Raw genomic sequence first — 22,095 nt, 5'->3', positions numbered from 1 at the left:
TCTCCCTCTAGAGCACGAGTTGGCGCACGTCTTCGAGGATCACGGCCAGACGCCGCGCAAAGCGTGCCGCCTCCGCGCCGTCGATGACGCGATGATCGTAGCTGAGCGACAGCGGCAGCATGAGACGTGGCTCGAAGGCGTCGCCGTCCCATTTAGGCCTCATCTGCGCCCGCACCACGCCGAGGATCGCAACCTCAGGCGCGTTGATGATTGGCGTGAAGCCCGTGCCCCCGATGCCGCCCAGGCTCGAGATCGAGAACGTGCCTCCTTGGATGTCGGTCGGTGCGATCTTTCCGTCGCGCATCTTTTGCGACACAACGCCGAGCTCCTGCGACAACTCGACGATGCCCTTGCGGTCGACGTCGCGGATCACGGGAACCACCAGGCCATCGGGTGTGTCGACGGCGATGCCGAGATGATAGTAGCGCTTGAGGATCAGGTTCTCTTTGTCGGGAGCCAGGGAGGCATTGAAGGTTGGGAACTCCTTCAGCGCCACCACGCATGCCTTCATGATGAAGGAGAGCAGCGTCACGCGGTAACCCTTCTCCTTCGCCGCGTCGTCGAGGGATTTGCGATAGGCTTCGAGGTCTGTGATATCGGCTTCGTCGGTGTGCGTGACATGCGGAATGTTGAGCCAGGCGCGATGCAGGTGCGGCCCGCCGAGGCGCCTAAGGCGCGTCAGCGGCTGCGTCTCGATCGGCCCATACTTAGCGAAGTCCTGCGGCGGGATCTCGGGAATGCCAGCGCCGGTGCCCGCACCACCGCCGAGCGAACGTTTGACGTCGTCCTTGGTAATCCGACCTTTCTCGCCGCTTCCCTTGAGCGTCCTGAGGTCGATGTCGAGCTCGCGCGCGAGACGGCGCACGGAGGGGCTCGCATGCACGCCGCCGAAGTCGACGCCGAGCGGCAGGGCCACGCGCTCCGGCGCGCCGGCGGCCTCGCTCTCCGATGTGGGCTTCTCCGCAGGGGCAGGCGTGCGTGCGGGAGTATCCGCGGCCGTCGCCTCCGGCTTCTCGGCTTCGACAGCCGTCGTGGCGCTGGCGGTCTCCTTCTCCCTGTCTTTTGCGCCACCCTCGGACGCAAGCCGCACGAGCGCCGAGCCCTCGCTGACCTTGTCTCCGACTTTGACCAGAACCTCGGCAATTTCTCCAGCCTGTGGCGCCGGCACTTCCATAGCCGCCTTGTCGCTTTCGAGCGTTACGATGGGATCTTCCGGGTTGATGCGGTCTCCCGGCTTCACGTGCACCTCGATGATCGGCACGTCCTTGTAGTCGCCGATGTCGGGAACCTTCACGTCGATGACGGACATGCAACACCTCGATAGAGTGCTTCCGGAAAAGTGGGAACCGGATCATGGCGGAGCCATGCAAACGAAAAATACCGATAAGAAGCACGACAAAAACTATGCGCGCGCCGGGTCGGCCTTTTCGGGATCGATGCCGTAGCGGGCGATCGCCTCCACGACCTTCGATGACGGTAGCTTGTTATCGTCGGCGAGCGCCTTCAGCGCCGCGACAGCGATGAAGTGGCGGTCGACCTCGAAGTGATGTCGCAGCCGCCGCCGGTAGTCGGAGCGTCCGAAGCCGTCCGTTCCGAGCACGAGATAGGGACCGTGCACGAACGGGCGGATCTGATCGCCGAACAGCTTCATGTAGTCGGTCGCGGCCACCGCCGGCGCATCGCCGCGCGAGGCGAGGCACTGCGTGACATAAGGAACACGGGGCGTTTCCGCCGGGTGCAGCATATTCCAGCGCTCGATGGCGAGCGCGTCGCGCCGAAGCTCCGTGAAGCTCGTCACGCTCCAGATGTCGGCCGCAATTCCGAAGTCCTCGGCCAGAAGCTCCGCGCCTGCGATGACCTCGTTGAGGATCGACCCGCACCCCATGAGCTGCACCTTCGGTGCACCCATCGTCGGTCCGACGGACCTTAGGAGGTACATGCCGCGCACGATCCCGTCTTCGGCGCCTTCCGGCATGGCGGGGTGCTCGTAGTTCTCGTTGAGCGCGGTGATGTAGTAGAAGACGTCCTCCTGCTTGTCGAGCATGCGCTCGAGGCCACGCTGCACAATGACAGCCAGCTCGTAGCCGAACGTCGGATCGTACGAGATGCAATTCGGAATCGTGGAGGAAAGGATGTGGCTGTGCCCGTCCTGGTGCTGCAATCCTTCGCCGTTGAGCGTCGTCCGCCCGCTGGTGCCGCCGATCAGGAAGCCGCGTGCGCGCATGTCGCCCGCGGCCCACGCGAGATCGCCGATGCGCTGGAAGCCGAACATCGAATAGTAGATGAAGAAGGGGATCATCGGCACGTTGGACGACGAGTACGACGTCGCGGCCGCGATCCACGAGGCCATGCCGCCCGCCTCGCTGATGCCCTCCTGCAGCATCTGCCCGCTGCGGTCTTCCTTATAGAACATCAGCTGCTCGGCATCTTCCGGGCGATAGAGCTGGCCCACCTGGCTGTAGATGCCGAAGGTGCGGAACATACCCTCCATGCCGAAGGTGCGGCTTTCGTCGGGCACGATCGGCACGATGTGCTTGCCGAGCGTCTTATCGCGCAAGAGCTTGGTCAGGACCTGAACGAACACCATCGTGGTTGAGATATCGCGCTCGCCGGAGCCCTTGAGCTGCGCGTCGAACAGCGACAGTGGCGGCGCATCGAGCTTGAACGAAGTCTTCGTGCGTCGTTTGGGCAGTGAGCCGCCGAGAACCGCGCGGCGCTCGCGCAGATACGCCAGTTCCTGGGTGCCTTCTGCAAAGCGGATAAACGGCAGCGTTTCGAGATCCTTGTCCGAGACATTGACGCCGAAGCGGTTGCGAAAGCTGGTCAGCGCCTCGATGCCCATCTTCTTTTGCTGGTGCGCGATCATCTGGCCTTCGCCGGCAGCGCCCATGCCGTAACCCTTCACGGTTTTGGCGAGGATCACGGTCGGCTGGTTCGTATGCGCGACAGCGGCCGAATAGGCGGCGTAGACCTTGCGCGGATCGTGCCCGCCGCGCGTCAGCGTCCAGATCTTCTCGTCCGACCAATCGGCGACGAGTGCCGCCGTCTCCGGATAGCGGCCGAAGAAGTTCTTGCGAATGTACGCGCCGTCCTTCGACTTGAAGTCCTGGTACTGCCCGTCGTTGCACTCTTCCATGAGCTGGCGCAGCCGCCCCGTGGTGTCGCGGGCGAGCAGCTGGTCCCAGTTCGAGCCCCAGATGACCTTGAGAACATTCCAGCCGGCGCCACGGAAGCTGCCTTCGAGCTCCTGGATGATCTTGCCGTTGCCGCGCACCGGTCCGTCGAGCCGTTGCAGGTTGCAGTTGATGACGAAGATCAGGTTGTCGAGCTTCTCGCGCCCGGCGAGCGAGATGGCGCCCAAGCTTTCCGGCTCGTCCATCTCGCCGTCACCGCAGAACACCCAGACGTGGCGGTTGGACGTGTCCGCGAGCCCGCGATCATGCAGGTACTTGAGAAAGCGTGCCTGATAGATGGCCATGATCGGGCCCAGGCCCATCGAGACGGTCGGGAACTGCCAGAACTCCGGCATCAGCCAGGGGTGCGGATAGGAAGGCAGTCCCTTGCCCCTCGTTTCCTGCCGGAAGTTCGCGAGCTGGTCTTCCGTCAGCCGCCCCTCGAGAAAGGCACGTGCGTAGATGCCGGGCGAGGAATGCCCCTGGATGAAAACGAGGTCGCCGCCGTGGGTCTCGCTCGCCCCATGCCAGAAATGCATGAAGCCGGTGTCGTAGAGCGTCGCCGCCGATTGGAAGCTCGCGATATGCCCACCAAGCTCGCTGCTTTCCTTGTTGGCGCGCAGCACCATGGCGAGTGCGTTCCAGCGCACGGCAGACCGGATGTGCCGCTCGATCGCGGGATCGCCGGGATGTGGCGCTTCCTTATGCGGTGGGATGGTGTTGATATAGGCCGTGTTCGCAGCGAACGGCAGCCGGGCGCCCTGCCGTCGGGCCATGTCGACCGCACGGCCGAGCAGGTGGTCGGCGCGCTCGCTACCCTCGAAGGCCATCACCGAGCTGACCGCCTCGACCCATTCGCGGGCCTCCGCGTCGGGTTCCTCGCCCCCGTCTTTGATTTCGAGAACGATCCTGTTCATCCGGTGGGCTCCCTAGGTTGAGACTCCAAACGGTTGCGGCAAAGCTTAGACGCACCGACGCCCGCTCTGCCTTGAGATTTAAGAATGAGAGGTCGTCATTTCACGCCCATGACGCGAATGCGGCGCAATAAACATGACGTGCCTCCAATGAAACTAACGCGGGCTGGCGAGCGAGGTTGCGCTCAACCGCCGGGCGGCCACGTCTTAAGAATGAGTTCGGCGCGGCGTCCGGTGGCGTCTGCGGCCAGGGCAACGGTGCCCGCATAGCCCGCCGCAGGTGCGAAAGAGAGGAGGCGCCAGGCCCGTGCGTCCGGCGTTTCCTGAGCAATCTGAGCGACGACGTCCGGCTCCGCGCCCACCGGCACGTCGAAGCTGTCCAGAGGCACGTCGAGGCCCCGTCCCCAGGCCTTGAGCAAGGCTTCCTTGCGCGTCCAGCAGCGGAAGAACGCCTCGCGCCGCTCGGAACCGGAGAGGGCCGCAAAAGCAGCTTGTTCGCTTCTAGAGAACATCGGCTCGAGGTCCGGGCCGTCCAGGACGCGGACGCGCTCGATATCGATGCCGACCTCGGCGCGCCAGATTGCAACCGTCGCGAGATCGTCCGAGTGCGAGAGATTGAAGTGCAGAGACGTTTCGGGCGACGCGACGAACGGTTTCCCGTTGGCGTCCGGCTCGAGCACGATGCGTCCCGGATCGACATCCAGATAGCTGGCTAGAATCTCGCGCAGACGCGCATGCGCAACCCGAAAACGCGTGGCGTCTTCGGCGCGCTGCAGCCGGTCGGCGCGCTGATGCTCGTCAGGAGAAAGCAGAACGCCGAGCGCCGCCGCGTCCGGAATGTCCAGCGCGAACGTCCAGACATCGATCGTGGCGGGCAGGGAAGTGGACGACGATGTTGGCGCGCTGGCGATCATGCCCGCGCTCTATAGCACGATTTGCAGCGCGCCGAGCCGGTACGAGCTCGCGCTTGTTAGGCGACCCCACGCGACGGCGAGCGGTCCGGCACCAGCAGCCGCGCGAGATAGGCGCCATAAGCGCTCTTCCCGTGCTTGGCAGCCGCCTGCTCGAGCGCGGCGGAGCCAATGAAGCCGAGCCGCCATGCGACTTCCTCGGGGCAGGCGATCTTGAAGCCCTGCCGTTTCTCGAGCGTGCGCACGAACTCCGCGGCCTCGATGAGGCTATCGGGCGTCCCGGTGTCGAGCCAGGCGTAGCCGCGCCCCATGAGCTCGACCGACAAACGTCCGCTCTCGAGGTACGTGCGATTGAGATCGGTGATCTCGAGCTCCCCGCGGGCGGATGGCTTGAGACCGGCCGCGATCTCCGCCGCGCGCTCGTCGTAGAAATATAGCCCCGTCACCGCCCAATTCGATTGCGGCTCGGCAGGCTTCTCCTCGATGGAAACGGCCCGCATGGCCTCGTCGAAGGCAACGACGCCATACCGCTCGGGGTCGGTGACGTGATAGGCGAACACGGTTGCGCCCTCGGTCCGCGTCGACGCGCGTCCGAGTAATTGCGGCAGGCCGTGCCCGTAAAAGATGTTGTCGCCGAGGATCAGGCACGAGCGATGGCCGGCCACGAAGTCGGCGCCGATGATGTAGGCTTGTGCGAGGCCCTCCGGACGAGGCTGCTCGGCGTAGCTGAGCGAGATACCCCACTGCGAGCCGTCGCCAAGCAGGCGCTGGAAATGCGGCAGGTCATGCGGCGTCGAGATCAGGAGGATGTCGCGGATCCCGGCCAGCATCAGCGTGGTCAGCGGATAGTAGACCATCGGCTTGTCGTAGACCGGCAGCAACTGCTTGGAGGTGACGTGGGTCATCGGGTGCAGTCGCGTTCCGCTGCCGCCGGCCAGGATGATGCCTTTCATGAGGTCCTCGATGACATAGGTCTTAGGGAGCGAGCCGGCCGAGCACGGCCGGCAGCGAAGTGCGCCAGTGGGGCAGGCGTATCCCGTGCAGCGCCGCGAGGCGGCTGCTGTCGAGACGCGAGTTCGCCGGACGCCGCGCCGGCGTCGGGTAGTCCGCCGTCGTGATGCGCTCGACGTTTACGTTGCGGCCGCGAGTTTCACCGAGCCAGCCGCAGATCGCTTCGGCGAAATCCGCCCACGTCGCGACGCCCTCGGGCGACATGTGAAAGAGACCCTTGAGATTGCCGCGCTCCGGCTCGGACGCGATGTTGCGCGCCATCGCAAGCAGCCCGTCGGCAATATCGAGCGCCGAGCTTGGTCCGCCGGTCTGATCCGCCACCACCCGCAATGTGTCCCGCTCGCCCGCAAGCCGCAGGATCGTCTTGGCGAAGTTGGCGCTGAACGGGCTGTACACCCAGCCAACACGCACGACGACGTTGTCGGGCGAGGCAGCGAGCACCGCCTCTTCGCCCGCGAGCTTCGAGGCGCCATAGACCGTGAGCGGACGCGGCGTGTCCTCCTCGCGCCAAGGTTCGGCTTTCGAGCCGTCGAAGACGTAGTCGGTTGAGACATGCAGCACTGGCACGCCGAGCGTAGCTGCCGCTTGCGCAAGCGCGCGCGGTCCCACAGCGTTGACGGCGTACGCGACCTCGCGATCGCTCTCGGCCTTGTCCACGGCCGTGTAGGCGGCGGCAGAGATGATGAGGTCTGGCTTGGCTGCGGCCAGCAGCTCTTCGGCGTGAAGAGGCGCGGCAAGATCAAACTCCGGCCGACCGAGTGCGGCAACGTTCGCGCCGAATGCCGGTCCGCGCTCGAGGAGCGATTGCGCGATCTGCCCTGTTTTTCCGGTGACGACGATCCGCATGAGCGGGCTGACCTAGGCCGCGTTCACGGCTGTGCCGAGACGCGTTCCGGCATAGACGGTCTCGCGCAGCGGGCGCCACCACCAATCGTTGTCGAGATACCAAAGCACGGTCTTCTCGATGCCGGTCTCGAAGGTCTCCTGCGCCCGCCAGCCAAGCTCCTGCTCGAGCCGCGTGGCGTCGATGGCATAGCGGAAGTCGTGGCCGGGCCGGTCGGTGACGTAGGTGATGAGACTTTCGTGCGGCCGCGTGCCGGGTCGAACCCGATCCAGGATCCTGCAGATCGAGGTGACGACGTCGATGTTGCGCCGCTCGTTACGCCCACCGACGTTGTATTTTTCGCCGAGCCGTCCTTCGCTGCCGATGAGGTGTAGGGCGCGCGCGTGATCCTCGACGTAGAGCCAATCGCGAACGTTCGTCCCGTTTCCATAGACCGGCAGCTCTTTCCCATGCACGGCGTTGAGAATGGTGAGTGGGATCAGCTTCTCCGGGAAATGATAGGGCCCGTAGTTGTTCGAGCAGTTGGAGATGAGCGCAGGAAAGCCGTAGCTGCGATGCCACGATGTCACCAGATGATCGGACGCCGCCTTCGACGCCGAATAGGGTGAGCTCGGGTCATAGGCGGTTTGCTCGGTAAAGAGCCCGTCGTCTGCGCCGAGGGATCCGTAAACCTCGTCCGTCGAGACGTGGAGGAAACGGAACCCGCTCTTTCTTGCTCCATCGAGCCCGAGCCAGTACTGGCGCGCACACTCGAGCAGAGTGTAGGTGCCGACGATGTTGGTCGAAATGAAGTCCGCCGGACCATCGAGCGAGCGGTCGACATGGCTCTCGGCCGCCAAGTGATAGATGCGGTCCGGTTTGAAGTCGTCCAATGCCGCGGCGACGGCCCGGCGATCGCAGATGTCCGCCCGCAAGAAACGATGGTTGGGCGCCTGCTCAACGGCTCTGAGGCTCGAGAGCGTACCGGCGTAGGTGAGCTTGTCGAGTGTCAGCACCTCGGCGCCGACCTCTTGCACGAGGTGGCGCACCAATGCCGATCCAATGAACCCGGCTCCGCCTGTAATTAAGATCCGCATAACGCTCTCCGGACAATCACTGAAACAGCGAGCTACTGAAAAATATGCGACGCATCGCGAAGGCGAGGCCACGTTTCGTCGCGCGGTGCCAGAGCGGCGGCTCCGGGCTCCACCGGCCAGGCGATCTTGAGATCGGGGTCGTTCCACACGATGCCGCCCTCGTGCTCGGGGCTGTAGACATGGGTCACGCCGTACCAGACTTCGGTGTCCGGCTCGAGCGTACAGAACGCATGCGCATACCCGGGAGGAACCCACAGCTGATTGCCCGCGTCGGCGGAGAGCGTGACGGCCACATGCTGGCCGAACGTGGGCGATGAGCGGCGGATATCGACGGCAACGTCGAGCACAGAGCCCCGAACGCAGCGTACCAGCTTCCCTTGAGCCGCCGGCGGGAGCTGGTAGTGCAACCCGCGGATGGTGCCGGTTTGCCGTGAAAGCGATTGATTATGCTGCACGAAGTCGACGTCTGCGACGTTCTTTTTGAACAGGTCGGCGCGGAAGACTTCGACGAAGTGCCCTCGGCTATCAGCATGTCGCTTGGGCGTGATCTCGATCACGTCCGGAAGACTGCAACTCACAAACTTCACGCGGCCGGCTTCCCCTCTATCGTCGTCCGGCCAAGCTAGACCACTGCGCGGGAGGGAGGCAAGAAGAGCAAAAGGTGTGCTTTGCTTCAACGTGTACGGTGTATCTCTACGCGTATTGGCGAAGATATCGAGTATGCGGGCGATCGAGCGCCGCTAGAGCGTGCCGACCGCGGCTTAGAGCCGCTCCGAGAGACGCTGGGTGAGTTCGGCGTTCCAAGCCTCGACACGGGCTGGCCCGATGCTCGGCTGCCGTCTCGGCCGGACGAGCGTTGGCGAGCCCGAGGCGGAAACCTTGCGCGCCACTTTGAGCAGGCGCTCCCGGCCGCCCGCGAAGTTTGCGTAGTAGCCGAGAATATCGGCAAGCTTCGCCTCAGAGCTGTCGTCCCAAGGCACGCGCCGGTCCAGGTAGGCGATCAACACCTCTCCGACAGCCGTAGGCATGTACGCAGCGCGCCCGGCAGCCAGGAGACCGAGCCACGCTCCGCACATTAGCGTCTCGTGCGCGTAGGCATACTGAGGGTAGACATAGCCTGCATTGACCCCGGTGTGGATGCTGGCAACGAGCGCGTCTGCAAGCCCGACATGCACAAGAAGCATCGGCAAAGGCGGCTCGCCCACCGGGGCGGCATCGAACAGCATGCGGTCCACGCAGGCGAGAACGAACAGGTCGTAAAGCCAGATGGCGCGCGCTTCGCCCTTTAGAGGTAAGAGCCTCGGTGCGCGCAGCGCGTCTCCACGGCGGGCGTTCTGGTCTGGAGCGCGCCCCGCGAGAAACGCGTTGAGCGCGCCGCTCGACCGCATGCGGTCGAGCGTGTGCCCGCCCCCCCACTTCGTTTTAGCCAAGCCGCCGAGCTTGAGGGCGGTTGCCTGGATCTCCTGAGAGAATCGCTGTTCTATGTGCCGGGATAGCCCTGTATCTGCATCATTCGCCGCTTGGGAGGCGGAGAGAGAGGGTGAGAGAAACAAAAGCTCGTCCGGATCGATCGTGGACCAGTCTGCCGAATACCAGAGCGTCCCGAGCGATCCGTCGAGCAGCCCGTCGCCCCAGGCGCGCTGAGAGGTCGCTGCCCCGCGGGAGGATCGAAAGAGCGATAGCATGAGACCCGTGCCTCTCGGTATCGTGGCTCTGGCGACGACGCGTACCGTCGTATTGCACTGTGCGAGCACGCAAATTTAGAGCCGAACCGGGGCCTAATTCCCGTCCCAATAGGTGGTAGGGTTCGATACCACTATTGGATTGTCAGAGTAGGGAACATCGTAGCTGGCCCAAGCATTACCGCGACGGTGGGGCGAGGGGCCAGGGTGGGCAGGAACCAAGCGTTAGGCATCGCGGGCGTAAGGGTGACGGGATCGCTCCATTGAGGAGGATGCTCTTGCAAACTTGGATCTACGTCGCGATTGCCTTCGTGGGTTTCCTCATGGGACTCATGTTCAAGGTCCCCTTTGTCATTGCGTGCTCTGTCGTGCTTACAGCGACGATCGCGACCGTCGCGGTAGCCGGAGATTGGCCGCTGCTGTCGACATTCGGCACGATCGCAGCGTCGCTGTTCGCGCTGCAGACCTCGTACCTTTTGGGCGTCACCGCATCCTCCGTGTGCCACAGGAGGCGGTTCAGGAAATAGCGCTGCATGGCAGGTCGCCGCCGCGTTCAGGACGTCTCATCCGGCGACATCACGGCCTTGAGGGTGCGCAGCGCGATCGAAGCGTCGAGCAGCGGAGACCAGCGCCGGACGTAGTACCGGTCGAGCGCGATGCGACGCGAATAGCTTAGGCTACTGCGGCCGCTGACCTGCCACAGGCCCGTAATCCCCGGCCGAACAGAAAAGTAATCCGGCGCATAGCGCCCGTAGCGCGCGATTTCCTCAGACACGATCGGGCGCGGCCCGATGCAGCTCATGTCGCCGATGAGAACGTTGTAGAACTGCGGAAGCTCGTCGAGGCTCGACTTGCGCAAGATCTGGCCGAAGCGTGTGACGCGCGGATCGTTCTTGAGCTTGCGCGTCTCGGTCCACTCTGCTGCTGCCTCGGGATCGCGGGCCACGAGATCCGCGAGCCGCTTGTCCGCGTCCGCGAGCATGGAGCGGAACTTGTAGCAGCGGAACCTCTTGCCGTTATGGCCGATCCTCGACTGATAATAGAAGACGGGGCCCCCCATCGTAAGCTTGATCAAAGCCGCGATGATGAGCATCAGCGGGATCAGCATGACGAGGCTCGTCGCTGCGATCATCAGATCAGCAACACGTTTGCCGGTTCCTCCGACTGGGCGCGTCCGCAGCGGCTCGATGTCCGCTGACCCCGCAGCGGCTGCGACGCTGAAGTTAGAATTTACAAGCATGCCCGCCCTTAACCGCACGTCGAGGAGAACGCCTAAACATCGGCCACCCGAGCATCCGCGTGAAGCTAGGCAAAGGAGGTAGTTCGGCCTCGACGTCAGTGGTATTTCGACGTGCCACGCGGACACTTAGCGGCGTGAGCTGCGTCAATGCGCGCAGGGCACGAGCGGTGCCGCGCTTTCCCCTCGGTTAGCCTCTGACCGAGTCCAGTCTCAAGGATTGTCCGAGCTACGCATGAGTTGCCCGACGAGGTAGGCCACCTGCGTTCTGTTTTGTGCTTTGAGTCGCTTCATGATGTTGCGTACGTGCACCTTGACGGTGCTCTCACACATGTTGAGCTCATAAGCGATCGTCTTGTTGGCCTTGCCGAGACGAAGGGCCTCCACCACCGCAGCCTGTCGAGACGTGAACATGCTGTTGAACTCGAGGCGCGGCTCTGCCGGCGCGGCGTTGCGTTGATAGGCTGCGAGTAGGCTGCTTGCCGGCACGAATGTGCCGCCCGCCTTGACGATCTTCATCGCCTCGATCGCCACGTCGAGGCTTGTCTCCGTCGAGATATAGCCCCGCGCACCCTTGCCGATGGCGTCCACGACCCGTTCGACGGTGTCGGAATCTGACAGCACAACCACCGGCAACTCGGGAGCGACCGCCGCGAGCTTCTCGAGGTTGTCCTTGGTGCTCTCATTGCTGCTGCCTTCCGCCGAAAGGACGACGAGAGCAGTGTCGCGCTGGGCTTGCGATTGAAGCCAATCATCGACGCTCGCCGCTGCAACGACCTCGAGGTGCGCGTAGGCGTCCAGCGATTTGACAATGCAGTCCCGGAAGAAGGCGCGCCGCTCAATGACGGCGATGGTCGCTAATGCTTCGGTGTTAGGGAATGCAGCTTCGCGGTCTGCCTCCGCCTCTGTCGATACAACGGAAACTTCATTCGAGGTCTTATTCCCTCGTGAAACATGAACATTAGTAGTACGCATACTCAGTCCCCGAACCTCTCTCCACCCCCGCACGTTGGACATCAGATCTGGGCGCCCTACCCAGTTTGGTACATAAGTTTAGGATTTAATAAGCCTTCCTAACATCTTTGCTACAACGGTTGAACGCTAATCTTAAGAGCGTCCGGCCGCAGTCGCTCGCCCATAAGGTTAACACCGGACCCGTCCGGGCCCGCCGCACCGGAAAAGGAGGTAGCCCTCGTCCATGGGGCGCAACGTGGGCCATCGGACCGTCCGCCTTTCTCAGAATGGGACGCTTCGTTAGTTCTATTGCTGTACATTCAAGAAGCGGGCCAAGTCAGCCGGCGGACGGATGCGGGCCTATTCGGATGGTGCCGATTCGGAGGGGTGCTGGCTGCACGAAAACTAAGCCGGGCGTAGGATCGAAATTATCCGTGTCGGCAAAAACCATGGATGGCCCATCCGGCCTTTGCGCTATGTTGGCGTTGGCTTTGGAAGCCGCGAGGGGAAGGGCGGTCGAGCCCCATCGAATACGAGCGCGAGGGCAATTTTTCAAAAATGATGCGCGATATTCTGCGGACGATCGGCGCTGGTCGATTGAAATCCGGAATGAAGGTGGCGATTTCGCGCCACCGTCAGGCATTGCCGATCAAGCTCTTGCACGAGGTCACCGCATTTATCGAGGAATCCTACGCCAATGAGGGGTCGGATTTCGCGAGCAACGGTGAGCACGATCTTCTGAAAAAGCTGAAGCAGGCGGACTTTCGCACTGCGTTCGACGTCGGCGCCAACACGGGCGCTTGGTCCATTGCCGCGCTCACGCTTTGGCTCAACTGCCGCGTCCACGCCTTCGAGGTGGCGCCCGATACCTATAAGGAGCTGCAGGAGCACATAGCAGCCTCACCGTTCGCCGATCGGATCGTTCTAAACGACTTCGGCGTTTCCGACGCCAACGGTGCGATGACGATGTACTACTATCCGGACTCCCCCGAGCTGACGTGCGACTCACCCCGTCACGTGAACGAGGTGGCCGTCCCGTTCGAGGCCAAACTCGAGAGGCTGGACGATTATTGCAAGCGCCACGGCATCGAGCAGGTTGACTTCCTGAAGGTCGACGTCGAAGGTGCTGAAAACCGCGTCTTCAAGGGCTTTTCTGACTTCCTGGACGGCAAGAAGGTCAACTGCATCCAGTTCGAGTACGGCGCCTTCTCGATCCAGACGCGCTTTCTCCTCAAGGACTATTACGAGCTGCTGGGCGAGCGCTACTGGATGGGCAAGATCTATCCGAGCTATGTCGATTTCCGAGATTACGACTGGCGGATGGAGAACTTCAGGTTCTGCAATTATTGCTGCGTTTCGCGCGATCGGCCGGATCTGAAAAAGCTGCTCGAAGCTTGAATGCTTGGAGTCTCGCCCGGGCGGTCAGCTCAAGCGCGCTGCCCGGCTTGGGGCTTCCGACGCCCGAAAGTCATCCCTTCCTGCAAGAGTGCAAGGCCGAGGCCGAGCAGCAGCCCGGCGACTGTTGCGATGGCCAGCGCACGCATCCGCTTGGGCGAGCTTCTGTAGAGCGGCTTTGTTGCCGTGGAGATGATGCGCGAGTTGCTGACAGGATAGGATTGGCGTTGCTCCGCTTCGGTGAAGGCCTGCAGTGCGCTTTCGAACATCTTACGGTAGGTGAGCGCAGTCGATTCAAGCTCATCTAGCGTTTCGGTAAACCCTTTGGTGGGCGCAGGGCCGGCGTCGGCCGGAGCGTTGCCGTCCACCGGCGCGTCGCCATCGAGCGTCGAGTGCCCGACGATGCTGTAGTCCCGGCGTGCCTTGAATTCTTGCACTTTGAGCGACGCTGCATTCATTTGCAGCCGCAACGTATTGATGCGCCGTTCAAGCCATTGGCTGCCCTGGCGCGCGGCCTCTGCCCGCTGCGAGATCTGATCGCTGATGTAAGACTGCATGATCGCGTTCGCGATATCGGCTGCTTTTTCCGGATCGCGCGATGTGAACGCGACCTCGAGAACGTACGACAGGCCGACCCGGCGAATGTCGAGATGTCCTTGCACCTGCGTCGCGATGCGCCGCAACAGATCGGGGTCGATCTTGGCCGCAGCGGCTTCGGACGCCGCCTCGTCTCCCTCTGGCGCCTTTGGCGTAAGCCCGGGAGCGCCCCCGAATTCCGGGTCTTCGAGGAGATCGAGCCGCTGAACCACAGCGCGTGCGATGTGCTCAGACCAAAGCACCGCGGCTTGGCTCTCGACCTGTGCCGTATCGAGCACGAGTCCCGTCTCGGTCCACTGCTCGTTGGCGAGATGCGGAACCCGCGCATCGATCAGAAGCTGCCCATACGCCGTGTAGTGTGGCGTGGCGAAAAGGCCGTACAGGAGCGCGAGGCCGATGGCAGTCGACGTCGTCACCGCAAGAAGCTGGAGATGGCGGCGAACGAAGTCGAACACGTCGGCTATGCTGAGGTGCCCGAACGTGTTGTAAATGTCGGTGTGCCGCCGTTTGTGTTCGGGGGCGCTGTTGTCGCCGTCAAGCACCGTATTGGCTCCAGGACCTGCTTGGAAATTAGGAAACTTTTTTTGCCTGATCGTCGTATGAATAAATGAACAGAAGAGATCGAATAGATCCTAACTTCTAGGGCCGACACTCGTCATTTTCATGGTGAAGCTGACCGCGAGGTTAACACGGCGAATGTCCGCTGTCGGCCGATTTCAGGACGTAGCTGCAATCTTTGTGAAATTATCCATCCGCCCCAAAACTGATCGAAGGACTTACGTAACGCCCCGGATTTTGACTTAGAGTTTGGGCCAGCGGGAGTTCAATACCAGGACGGCAAAGCCGCGGTGTCGTATGGCGACAGCTCAAAACGATAGCGTTTGCGTTTGCATCGCAGCCTATAACGCCGAGCGCACGATTGCGCGCGCCGTCGCGTCGGCGCTCGCGCAGGCTCATGTCACCGAGGTGATCGTCGTCGACGACGCGTCGACGGACGCCACGGCCGCGGCCGCAGAACAGTCCGACGACGGCACCGGGCGGCTTTCGGTCGCCGTCCTGGAGCGGAACAGCGGTCCGTCCGTGGCGAGAAACGCGGCGCTTGCCCGCTCCCGTGCCGCTCTTTTCTGCGTTCTCGACTCTGACGATTATTTCCTGCCGGACCGCATCAGGCGGCTGCTGGCCGCCGATTATGGCGCCTGGGATTTTCTTGCCGACGATATCCTGATTGTCCCCGAGAGCCTCGCCGAAACGCGTGCGCGCGAGATGTCCGACGAAGCCCAGCGGGCTCCGCTGACGCTCGATCTGCCGACTTTCGTGCGAAGCAATATTTCCCATCCGCGCCGCCCCCGAGCCGAGCTCGGCTTTCTGAAACCGCTGATGCGGCGGCGCTTTCTCGATGGGCGTAACCTGCGCTATGAGCCGGGCCTGCGCCTTGGCGAGGACTACGCTCTCTATGTCAACGCCTTGATGGCCGGAGCCAAATTCAAGGTCGCCGGCTTCTCGGGCTATGTTGCGGTCGAGCGATCGAGCTCTCTGAGCGCCGTGCACAAAGCGGCTGATCTCGCCGCCATTTGCGCGTTTGATACCGCCAGCGCTGAAACGCCGGGCCTTTATGAGCCTGCAAGACAGGCCCTTGCCGCGCACGAGCAGGCGACGGCAGGGAAGTGGGCCCTGGCGCGCGCACTTGAGATCCGCCGTGAGCAGGGGGTGGGAGCAGCCTTGCGCTTCCTCTCCCGGCAACCCGCGAGCATCCCTTACGTCGCGTCCGAGATCGCACGCGCGAAGTCCGCGCGGCTCGGCCGGCGGCTGTGGGGCCAAGACAACGGAGACGCCGGGCAGCCGGCCATACGCCGCCTCATCGGAGAAAAGACGATCGGCGTCGTCTGACCGCCGGACTAGTCGAAAGCATTAACTCTTTTCGGGGACTTTCCGTTTGGGCCGTTGCGCTGAATCTAGACCTAGCCTGGAAGTTGCGGGAGTGAAGCGCAAACTGGCCTTCCGGGGCCTCGATTGTCTAACGGCGGGACGCCCGTCGTTGTGCAAAGGACGGACCCGTGCCGCTGACTGATCCCATCGTTTCGGTTGTCATTGCCAACTTTAACGGCGAACGGTTTCTAGCCGACGCCTTGGCGTCTGCGCGCAATCAAACGCTTCGGGACGTCGAGATGATCGTCATCGACGACGCATCGTCCGACGCCAGCCGCGAGATTGCCGATGCCGCAGCGCGCGCGGACGGCCGCATCCGCGTGCTCCCGTTGGCGACGCGGTCCGGCCCCGGCGCAGCCCGCAACGCAGGGCTCTCTGCCGCGCGCGGACGATGGATCGCGATCCTCGACAACGACGACCTGATGCATCCGTCCCGGCTCGAGCAGCTTGTGGCCGAGGCCGAGGCAGCGAACGCCGACCTCATCGCCGATGACCTATTGATCTTCGGGGACGGCACCACACCGACGAGCCTATTGTCCGCGCGCCAGCGCACCCGCGGCTGGTTATCGGCCGCGGACTTCATCGCCGGAAACAAACTTCTCACGCGCGAGCCGGTGCTCGGATATCTGAAGCCGCTGATCCGCACGGCGTTCCTGCGCGAGCATGGGCTCTCCTATACGCCTGATCTTCCGATCGGGGAGGACTACGATCTCGTCGTTCAGCTACTAGCGAAGGGCGCGCGCTTCCGCGTGGTGGAGTCCCTGGGCTACTTCTACCGTAAGCACAGCCAGTCGACCTCCCACCGCATGTCGGGCAACAACGTTGCGCAGATGCTGGCCGCGGATGCACGTCTGCGCACACTGTTCGGCGCAGGTGAGGCGGATGTCGCCCGCGCGTTCGAGACGCGCAAGGCATCCATCGAGCGCGCGGCCGCCTATGGGGAAATCATTGCCACGTTGAAGAAACGCGATTGGCGACAGGCGGCGGCCCTGATGGTCGGAAATCCGCGCGCCCTGCCGCTGTTGGCCATGCCGATCGCAGCCCGCTGGCGGAAGCTGACAGCTCCCCGAGGTGAGCAGCCGGCCACCGACACGGACAAACGGGTCGCTCTGATCTCGCGCCAGCGCCTGGTCGGCAACAGCAACGGCAGCTCAGCCTATCTGCTCGCGCTGGCCAAAGCGCTACGCGACGACGGGCATAAGATCACGTTGATTTCCCCGAGCATGTCGACGTTCGGGCGCTGGCCGTTTCTGCGCCTGCGCCCGGAGATGGACGCCTTCGACGAGATTCACGTTCGCGGCTCGTGGAAAATCAGGCGCCGCTTGTACATCGCCAAGGACCCGCGGATCGCAATCAACGCGGCATTGACGATCGCGTCCAGGCTGGTATCGCGGCTCGGCGTCAAGCCACCGTCTGCCTGGGATCGGCCGGCCCCGTACGCCATCGCGGAGCCGTGGCATCGCGAGGACCAGCTCTTCATCGCGCGCCACGCGCCACGCGCGCCGAAGCTTGTCCTGGTCGACTACGCGTTCACGACACCGGGCATTCCGTATGCTTTGGCACCATCAGCGCGGAGCGCGGTTGTGATGCATGATTTCTTCTCGGCGCGCGCCGAGCGGTTTCGCGAGCAGAAACTCGCCGATTCCGTCGCGTGGCTGGATCAAGCGACCGAGCTGCGGCTGCTTGCGGGGGCGGACGCCGTCATCGCCATCCAGAAGCTCGAAGGGGCTGAGATTGCCCGTCTCTTGCCGGAGCGGCAGGTGATCGTGGCACCGCTCGCGTCGCGCGTGAAGGAAGCGCCACAACCGGGCGACGACCGCACGCTCCTGTTCGTTGGCAGCAACACCGCCCCGAATGTCATCGGCCTCCAATGGTTCATCGAAGCCATTTGGCCGGAGGTCAGACGCCGGACCCCGGACGTTCGGCTGCTGGTCGCTGGAGGCGTCGCGGCGGCATTTCCGGACGAGGTCCCGGGCGTGCGCTTCCTCGGCATGGTCGCGGATCTCGATCCTCCTTACGCCGAGGCCGGCGTTGTCATTTCGCCTTTGACCGTCGGCTCGGGCCTCAAGATCAAGCTGGTGGAGGCGCTCGGGCAAGGCAAGGCTGTGGTCGCGACGAGCGTCACCACCGAGGGCTACGAGGACGCGGCCATCGAGGCCATCTTCGAGCGCGACGAGCCGCAGCCTTTCGCCGATGCCGTCGTCGATCTCCTGACGAACGAAGAGCTGCGCCGCGCCAAGGCCGCAGACGCGCTCGATGTTGCACGCCGGTTCTATTCACCGGAAGCCTGCTACCGCGACCTGCTGTCATTCGTGAGTGCGACGAGCTTCAAGACAGGCCGCGTCTCCGACGTCGCGCCTCGTCCAGCCAGCGTGGCAACCGAGACGTGGGAGGGGCCGGACGCGCCCCGGACTGCCAACAGGCGACTCGGCGCATGACCTGTCTCGCGCCTTAAGCGACGGTAGGAGGTTCCTATGCGAGTTCTTGCCCTGGTGCTGTGCATCGCCCCGCTGTCGTCGGCCCTCGCCGAAGGCAACTCGTTCTTCGATAAGTTTGGGGCGACGCTCGACAGAAAGCGCTGGTACATCTCCAAGGGATGGTCGAACGGAAGCCATCAGAGCTGCGTCTGGGCGGTCGATAATGTGCGCTTGGTCGACAACCGGATCGAGTTGTCCGTGACGGATGTGCGGCGCGGCGAGTACGCCTATTCCTGCGGCGAACTGCAGTCGAACGACTTCTTCGGCTATGGCACCTATGAGGTGCGCATGAAGGCGGCGCCAGCAAACCCGGGCATGTTGGCAACGTTCTTCACCTACACGGGCCCGTCCCACAACCAGCCGCACGACGAGATTGACTTCGAGTTCATCGGCACGCGGGAGAAGTCCGTCGATGCCAGCTACCACGCCAAAGGCAACGGCGGTCGTGTTCAGTCCGTGCCGCTCGATTTCGATCCGCGGGCCGGATTCAACGACTTCGCGGTGCACTGGACCCCCGAGCGCATGACCTGGTACGCGAACGGCAAAGTGCTGCGCGAGGTGACGAAAACGGAAGGCGAAGAGTACCCGACGACACCCAGCAAAATCTATATCAGCATCTGGAGCGGCAGCGCGCAGCTCGACGACTGGCTCGGCCCATTCACCTACCCGGGCAAACCGATCGTGGCGAGCTACGAGCACATCGCCTTCACCAAGCTGGGCGACGACTGCCAGTTTCCGGGTTCGATCGTGTGCAAGCTCGGCAAGGAGAAGCTCAACGGCAAATAGCGAGAAGCCGCGTCAGGCCTTGGCAGCAGGCCGCTCGTTTCCTGTCTGGGCCACAGCTTCGAGCAGGGATGCGGTATCCGTCTCGTCTATGAACAAGGAGCGCGGCGCCCGGCGGGCGGCATCGTGCAGCGCATCGAACTGCTCCGCATCCATGCCCAGAAGCCAGGCGGCCAGAGCCTCGTCGATTGGCTCGGCCAGCGTTACGCCGAGACCATCGCGCACCACTTTGTCGCCCGTCGCCGTTCCCGCGCGCGCGATCGGCACGGCGTTGAAGAGACCGCCCTCGTACAGGCGGTTCGGCAGCAGCCAATCGGAGTTGGAGTTCGCATCGAGAAAGTCTATGGCCCAGGTGAAATGGATCTGACTGTAGATCTCGGGGAGGTCGCGCGGGCTCTCGTAAGGGCCGAAATAGCGAAAGTTCGCGCGCCCGGCCGTCGCCGCCTGCATCACGTCCCTGCTGATGTCCTCCTCCGACAGCGTACCGCGGATCTGCACGGCGACCTTGTCGGGGTATATGGCAGCGAGCCGGCCCAGGATGTCCAGGCTGCGTGTGCAGCGGAGCGTGCCGAACCAGCCGATGATCCAGGGCGGTCCAGGCGCCGGCGCCGTGTCGGGGACTGATTTCTGGGACTCTGTCAGTTGGCTCGCGGTCACTTTGTTCTCGAGCAGGTACCAGGCGCCCGTGTAGCCCTGCTGCGGCTCGAAATAGCGGGTCATGAACATGGGCGAGCTGACGACGAGCATGTCGCAGGCAGCGAGCAGACGGCGCTCGCACCAGCGGAACACGGCGCTCACCGCCCCCGTGCCGACAAAGGCACGCTGGATGTCGAGCACTTCATAGACGAGGCGCGCCCGTGAGCGGGTCAGCCACTTGGCTGCCGTCGCGATGGCCATCATGTCGAAATTGCGCGCATAGATGACATCGCACGCTGCGAGCTCGCGGCGATGGCGCAGCACTTTCCAAAGACCGGCGCAAAGCTTCGGAAGGCGCGCCAGATAGTTGCGGTCGACGGTGTCCCCGAGCGATATGTTGTGCCAGACGGGAGTCGGGCGCGCCTTGTCGCGCACGCGGTGAAACATGAAGCCGGTGACGGAAGCACCACTCGCTTGAAACGCCTTGGCGCGTTTGATCACGACGCTTTCGCCGGAATCGTGCGCAAAGAATGCAATTGTCTTCACGGCCGTCTGCTGTCTGGTCTCCGGCGTCGGCTCCGAAGCCGGAATTTGACGCACGGCCATGACTGTCTCGCCCCGCAACACGTGGCCCTCGAATTTAACGCGATACCTCCTATCTAGCGCATCGGCCGCACGCCGCCGCCGGAAACCGGTCGCTACGATAAATTTTTCCCGGCACGCGTTGAGGCTTCAACGCTCGACGCAACCCAGAGGCGTGAGCCGAGCGTGCCGTCGCCTGCCGCTGCCGGCCGAGAGCTTAAAGCCTGGGCTCCGGGAGAAGCCCATTCGCGAGATACGCTACTTCCGTGCGGTTCTTCGCTTTGAGCTTCTTCATGATATTGCGTACATGCACCTTAACGGTGCTTTCGCAGACGTTCAGCTCGTAGGCGATAACCTTGTTGGCCTTGCCTCGGCGCAGGGCATCGATCACGGCCACTTGCCGCCGCGTGAACATGCCTTTCCCGGCAGCCTCCGAGGTGCTCGCGCCGTCAATGGCCTTCCGTGCAGCCAGCAGCGTATCAGCGGGGAAGTACTGCCCGCCGGCCGCGACCAGGCGCAGCGCGTGCGCCGCCACCTCGAGCGAGATGTCGGCCGGCATAAAGCCGTTTACGCCCTTGTCCATAACGGTCACGAGCAGATCGGGATCCTCCAGATCGGACATGACGACGATCGGGGCGCGGCATTGAGCCTCCATCAGGAGGGAAAGCTGCATATCAGCTTCCCGAGCCCCCAGGCCGATGGCGCAAAGAACGATGACGTCGCCCTTTGCGGTGCCGGCGCGCGATAGATAGTCGTCAACGGTTGCGACGCCGACGCAATCGAGCGGGGCACCCTGAGAGAGCATGGACTGAATGCACCCGCGGACGAACGAATGCCGTTCGATGATAACGACGGACGTCGCCGCGTCTGTGCGGGGAGACCCGGCGACCCGGGAGTAGGTATCCACCGCCATGGCTGGACCAGACGGCGGCATCTTGTGGATCGATGGGTTCTTGGTGTGCAGTGGGTGTGATGAGAGCGTACGCATTTTACCGACTCCGCCTCGGAAAAACACTTCGCCGGCATTCATCGAGACACCGTGCTTTGGTGCGGCGCCTACAAATTTTTATTTATACGATATTAGCCACGACTGAGTGGTCTTCACGAGAGAAATTAAAATTGAGAACAAAATGTAACATAAATTCCTGCACTTTGGTAACGATAGTGCATAACTCATAGTGTAGATAAATAAGGGCATTTGCAACCGTAACTTTACGGTGGCGAGGGGAAACAACGGCTTTGTGTCTTTTAGGCCGCTTGGTCGACCTTGAGCAGCGCCGGCACGGTCCTGACCAGGATCAGAATGTCGGAGGCAAACGACCACTTCCTGACGTAGGCGCTGTCCAGCGCGACGCGGTCACCGTAGTCGATCGTGCTGCGCCCGCTCACTTGCCAGGACCCCGTCATCCCAGGCCGGGCCCTGAGATACGCTTCCGCGTGGATACCATAGCGTACGAGCTCGTCCGCGACGACCGGCCGGGGCCCTACACAGCTCATCTCTCCGCGCAGGATATTCAGAAGCTGCGGCAGCTCGTCGAGGCTGGACTTCCTGAGCAAGGCGCCAAGGCGCGTCACGCGCGGATCGTGGACGAGCTTGCGATCGCGGCGCCACTCCTCCGCGGCAGCCGGATTGTTGGCCAGGTAGCGCGCGAGCACCTCGTCTCCGTTGACGACCATCGTGCGGAACTTGAGGCAGTCGAACGGTCGGCCGCCGAAGCCGATGCGGCGGTGGCGATAAAGGATCGGGCCACCCATGCTGAGCTTGATCGCGAGCCCCACCAGGAGAAGGATCGGCATTGCGGCGATGCCAACGACCCCCGCGATGGCAATGTCTGCGACCCGCTTGCCGAGCCCGCCGACGGGCCGCATCCGGCTGTGTCGCAATTCGGGGAATTGC

The 22,095-nt window shown here is 63.2% G+C and carries 19 protein-coding genes; 5 read left to right on the top strand and 14 right to left on the bottom strand.

Going from position 1 to position 22,095, the window contains the following annotated elements; genetic code table 11:
- Nucleotides 1-7: 7 nt before the first annotated feature.
- From CS1GBM3_RS06835 to CS1GBM3_RS06800, 8 genes are all read right to left on the bottom strand, one after another.
- Nucleotides 8-1,309, bottom strand: coding sequence for a 2-oxo acid dehydrogenase subunit E2 (locus tag CS1GBM3_RS06835; protein ID WP_072393124.1), 1,302 nt, complete (start codon nt 1,307-1,309; stop codon nt 8-10).
- Nucleotides 1,310-1,402: 93 nt separating this feature from the next.
- A complete protein-coding gene (gene aceE / locus CS1GBM3_RS06830; RefSeq protein ID WP_072393121.1) occupies nt 1,403-4,090 on the bottom strand; it encodes a pyruvate dehydrogenase (acetyl-transferring), homodimeric type in 2,688 nt (895 codons plus the stop codon).
- Between the two features lie 182 nt (nt 4,091-4,272).
- Nucleotides 4,273-5,001, bottom strand: coding sequence for a 4'-phosphopantetheinyl transferase family protein (locus tag CS1GBM3_RS20235; protein ID WP_072393119.1), 729 nt, complete (start codon nt 4,999-5,001; stop codon nt 4,273-4,275).
- A 56-nt stretch (nt 5,002-5,057) separates the two neighbouring features.
- The gene (rfbA, locus tag CS1GBM3_RS06820; RefSeq protein ID WP_072393116.1) at nt 5,058-5,951 is read right to left on the bottom strand and encodes a glucose-1-phosphate thymidylyltransferase RfbA; all 894 of its coding nucleotides are present in this window, start codon (nt 5,949-5,951) and stop codon (nt 5,058-5,060) included.
- A gap of 22 nt (nt 5,952-5,973) precedes the next feature.
- Entirely contained in the window at nt 5,974-6,855 is an 882-nt protein-coding gene (gene rfbD / locus CS1GBM3_RS06815; RefSeq protein ID WP_072393112.1) for a dTDP-4-dehydrorhamnose reductase, read from the bottom strand.
- 12 nt (nt 6,856-6,867) lie between these two features.
- Nucleotides 6,868-7,929: a dTDP-glucose 4,6-dehydratase gene (rfbB, locus tag CS1GBM3_RS06810; protein ID WP_072393109.1), complete on the bottom strand. Its 1,062-nt coding sequence runs from the start codon at nt 7,927-7,929 to the stop codon at nt 6,868-6,870.
- A 32-nt stretch (nt 7,930-7,961) separates the two neighbouring features.
- Nucleotides 7,962-8,516, bottom strand: coding sequence for a dTDP-4-dehydrorhamnose 3,5-epimerase (gene rfbC / locus CS1GBM3_RS06805; protein WP_072393106.1), 555 nt, complete (start codon nt 8,514-8,516; stop codon nt 7,962-7,964).
- 174 nt (nt 8,517-8,690) lie between these two features.
- On the bottom strand, nt 8,691-9,614 hold the full coding sequence (locus CS1GBM3_RS06800) for a hypothetical protein (RefSeq protein ID WP_072393103.1): 924 nt from the start codon (nt 9,612-9,614) through the stop codon (nt 8,691-8,693).
- A 275-nt stretch (nt 9,615-9,889) separates the two neighbouring features.
- On the opposite strand from CS1GBM3_RS06800, the gene CS1GBM3_RS06795 reads away from it, so the two are divergent.
- Nucleotides 9,890-10,138 carry a hypothetical protein gene (locus CS1GBM3_RS06795; RefSeq protein ID WP_139247810.1) on the top strand — a complete coding sequence of 83 codons (249 nt, stop codon included), beginning with the start codon at nt 9,890-9,892 and terminating at the stop codon, nt 10,136-10,138.
- Nucleotides 10,139-10,164: 26 nt separating this feature from the next.
- On the opposite strand, the gene CS1GBM3_RS06790 is transcribed toward CS1GBM3_RS06795, so the two are convergent.
- Together CS1GBM3_RS06790 and CS1GBM3_RS06785 are read right to left on the bottom strand one after the other, a co-directional pair.
- On the bottom strand, nt 10,165-10,851 hold the full coding sequence (locus tag CS1GBM3_RS06790) for a sugar transferase (protein ID WP_072393097.1): 687 nt from the start codon (nt 10,849-10,851) through the stop codon (nt 10,165-10,167).
- A 210-nt stretch (nt 10,852-11,061) separates the two neighbouring features.
- Entirely contained in the window at nt 11,062-11,823 is a 762-nt protein-coding gene (locus CS1GBM3_RS06785; protein ID WP_072393094.1) for a LuxR C-terminal-related transcriptional regulator, read from the bottom strand.
- Nucleotides 11,824-12,411: 588 nt separating this feature from the next.
- On the opposite strand from CS1GBM3_RS06785, the gene CS1GBM3_RS06780 reads away from it, so the two are divergent.
- The gene (locus CS1GBM3_RS06780; protein ID WP_171946438.1) at nt 12,412-13,200 is read left to right on the top strand and encodes an FkbM family methyltransferase; all 789 of its coding nucleotides are present in this window, start codon (nt 12,412-12,414) and stop codon (nt 13,198-13,200) included.
- A 29-nt stretch (nt 13,201-13,229) separates the two neighbouring features.
- On the opposite strand, the gene CS1GBM3_RS06775 is transcribed toward CS1GBM3_RS06780, so the two are convergent.
- Nucleotides 13,230-14,336, bottom strand: coding sequence for a GumC family protein (locus CS1GBM3_RS06775; RefSeq protein WP_072393090.1), 1,107 nt, complete (start codon nt 14,334-14,336; stop codon nt 13,230-13,232).
- A gap of 313 nt (nt 14,337-14,649) precedes the next feature.
- On the opposite strand from CS1GBM3_RS06775, the gene CS1GBM3_RS06770 reads away from it, so the two are divergent.
- The 3 genes from CS1GBM3_RS06770 to CS1GBM3_RS06760 all read left to right on the top strand — a co-directional run bounded on the left by CS1GBM3_RS06770 (nt 14,650) and on the right by CS1GBM3_RS06760 (nt 18,983).
- Nucleotides 14,650-15,681, top strand: a complete 1,032-nt coding sequence (locus CS1GBM3_RS06770) for a glycosyltransferase family A protein (RefSeq protein ID WP_072393088.1) — start codon at nt 14,650-14,652, stop codon at nt 15,679-15,681.
- A gap of 167 nt (nt 15,682-15,848) precedes the next feature.
- Entirely contained in the window at nt 15,849-18,158 is a 2,310-nt protein-coding gene (locus CS1GBM3_RS06765; protein WP_072393084.1) for a glycosyltransferase, read from the top strand.
- Nucleotides 18,159-18,194: 36 nt separating this feature from the next.
- Nucleotides 18,195-18,983 carry a family 16 glycosylhydrolase gene (locus CS1GBM3_RS06760; protein WP_072393081.1) on the top strand — a complete coding sequence of 263 codons (789 nt, stop codon included), beginning with the start codon at nt 18,195-18,197 and terminating at the stop codon, nt 18,981-18,983.
- 12 nt (nt 18,984-18,995) lie between these two features.
- Here the strand turns inward: CS1GBM3_RS06760 and CS1GBM3_RS06755 are convergent, their stop codons facing one another.
- From CS1GBM3_RS06755 to CS1GBM3_RS06745, 3 genes are all read right to left on the bottom strand, one after another.
- Nucleotides 18,996-20,222 (bottom strand): glycosyltransferase family protein, encoded by a 1,227-nt coding sequence (locus CS1GBM3_RS06755; RefSeq protein ID WP_072393078.1) that lies wholly within the window; start codon nt 20,220-20,222, stop codon nt 18,996-18,998.
- Between the two features lie 193 nt (nt 20,223-20,415).
- Complete coding sequence (locus tag CS1GBM3_RS06750; RefSeq protein WP_171946437.1) at nt 20,416-21,186, bottom strand: response regulator transcription factor; 771 nt, start codon at nt 21,184-21,186, stop codon at nt 20,416-20,418.
- Nucleotides 21,187-21,446: 260 nt separating this feature from the next.
- Nucleotides 21,447-22,067, bottom strand: a complete 621-nt coding sequence (locus tag CS1GBM3_RS06745) for a sugar transferase (protein ID WP_072393072.1) — start codon at nt 22,065-22,067, stop codon at nt 21,447-21,449.
- Nucleotides 22,068-22,095: the final 28 nt, after the last annotated feature.

It is taken from the genome of Hyphomicrobium sp. CS1GBMeth3, assembly GCF_900117455.1.
In the GTDB taxonomy this organism is placed as follows: Bacteria; Pseudomonadota; Alphaproteobacteria; order Rhizobiales; family Hyphomicrobiaceae; genus Hyphomicrobium_C.
Note: the sequence above shows the minus strand (reverse complement) of the source record. Positions and strands in the feature narration are given on the sequence as shown.

Excerpts from the sequence above, each read along its gene's own strand:
- CS1GBM3_RS06835 (WP_072393124.1), bottom strand. The coding sequence starts at position 1,309 with ATGTCCGTCATCGACGTGAAGGTTCCCGACATCGGCGACTACAAGGAC.
- aceE (WP_072393121.1), bottom strand. The coding sequence starts at position 4,090 with ATGAACAGGATCGTTCTCGAAATCAAAGACGGGGGCGAGGAACCCGAC.
- CS1GBM3_RS20235 (WP_072393119.1), bottom strand. The coding sequence starts at position 5,001 with ATGATCGCCAGCGCGCCAACATCGTCGTCCACTTCCCTGCCCGCCACG.
- rfbA (WP_072393116.1), bottom strand. The coding sequence starts at position 5,951 with ATGAAAGGCATCATCCTGGCCGGCGGCAGCGGAACGCGACTGCACCCG.
- rfbD (WP_072393112.1), bottom strand. The coding sequence starts at position 6,855 with ATGCGGATCGTCGTCACCGGAAAAACAGGGCAGATCGCGCAATCGCTC.
- rfbB (WP_072393109.1), bottom strand. The coding sequence starts at position 7,929 with ATGCGGATCTTAATTACAGGCGGAGCCGGGTTCATTGGATCGGCATTG.
- CS1GBM3_RS06800 (WP_072393103.1), bottom strand. The coding sequence starts at position 9,614 with ATGCTATCGCTCTTTCGATCCTCCCGCGGGGCAGCGACCTCTCAGCGC.
- CS1GBM3_RS06790 (WP_072393097.1), bottom strand. The coding sequence starts at position 10,851 with ATGCTTGTAAATTCTAACTTCAGCGTCGCAGCCGCTGCGGGGTCAGCG.
- CS1GBM3_RS06785 (WP_072393094.1), bottom strand. The coding sequence starts at position 11,823 with ATGCGTACTACTAATGTTCATGTTTCACGAGGGAATAAGACCTCGAAT.
- CS1GBM3_RS06780 (WP_171946438.1), top strand. The coding sequence starts at position 12,412 with ATGAAGGTGGCGATTTCGCGCCACCGTCAGGCATTGCCGATCAAGCTC.
- CS1GBM3_RS06770 (WP_072393088.1), top strand. The coding sequence starts at position 14,650 with ATGGCGACAGCTCAAAACGATAGCGTTTGCGTTTGCATCGCAGCCTAT.
- CS1GBM3_RS06760 (WP_072393081.1), top strand. The coding sequence starts at position 18,195 with ATGCGAGTTCTTGCCCTGGTGCTGTGCATCGCCCCGCTGTCGTCGGCC.
- CS1GBM3_RS06755 (WP_072393078.1), bottom strand. The coding sequence starts at position 20,222 with ATGGCCGTGCGTCAAATTCCGGCTTCGGAGCCGACGCCGGAGACCAGA.
- CS1GBM3_RS06750 (WP_171946437.1), bottom strand. The coding sequence starts at position 21,186 with ATGCGTACGCTCTCATCACACCCACTGCACACCAAGAACCCATCGATC.
- CS1GBM3_RS06745 (WP_072393072.1), bottom strand. The coding sequence starts at position 22,067 with ATGCGGCCCGTCGGCGGGCTCGGCAAGCGGGTCGCAGACATTGCCATC.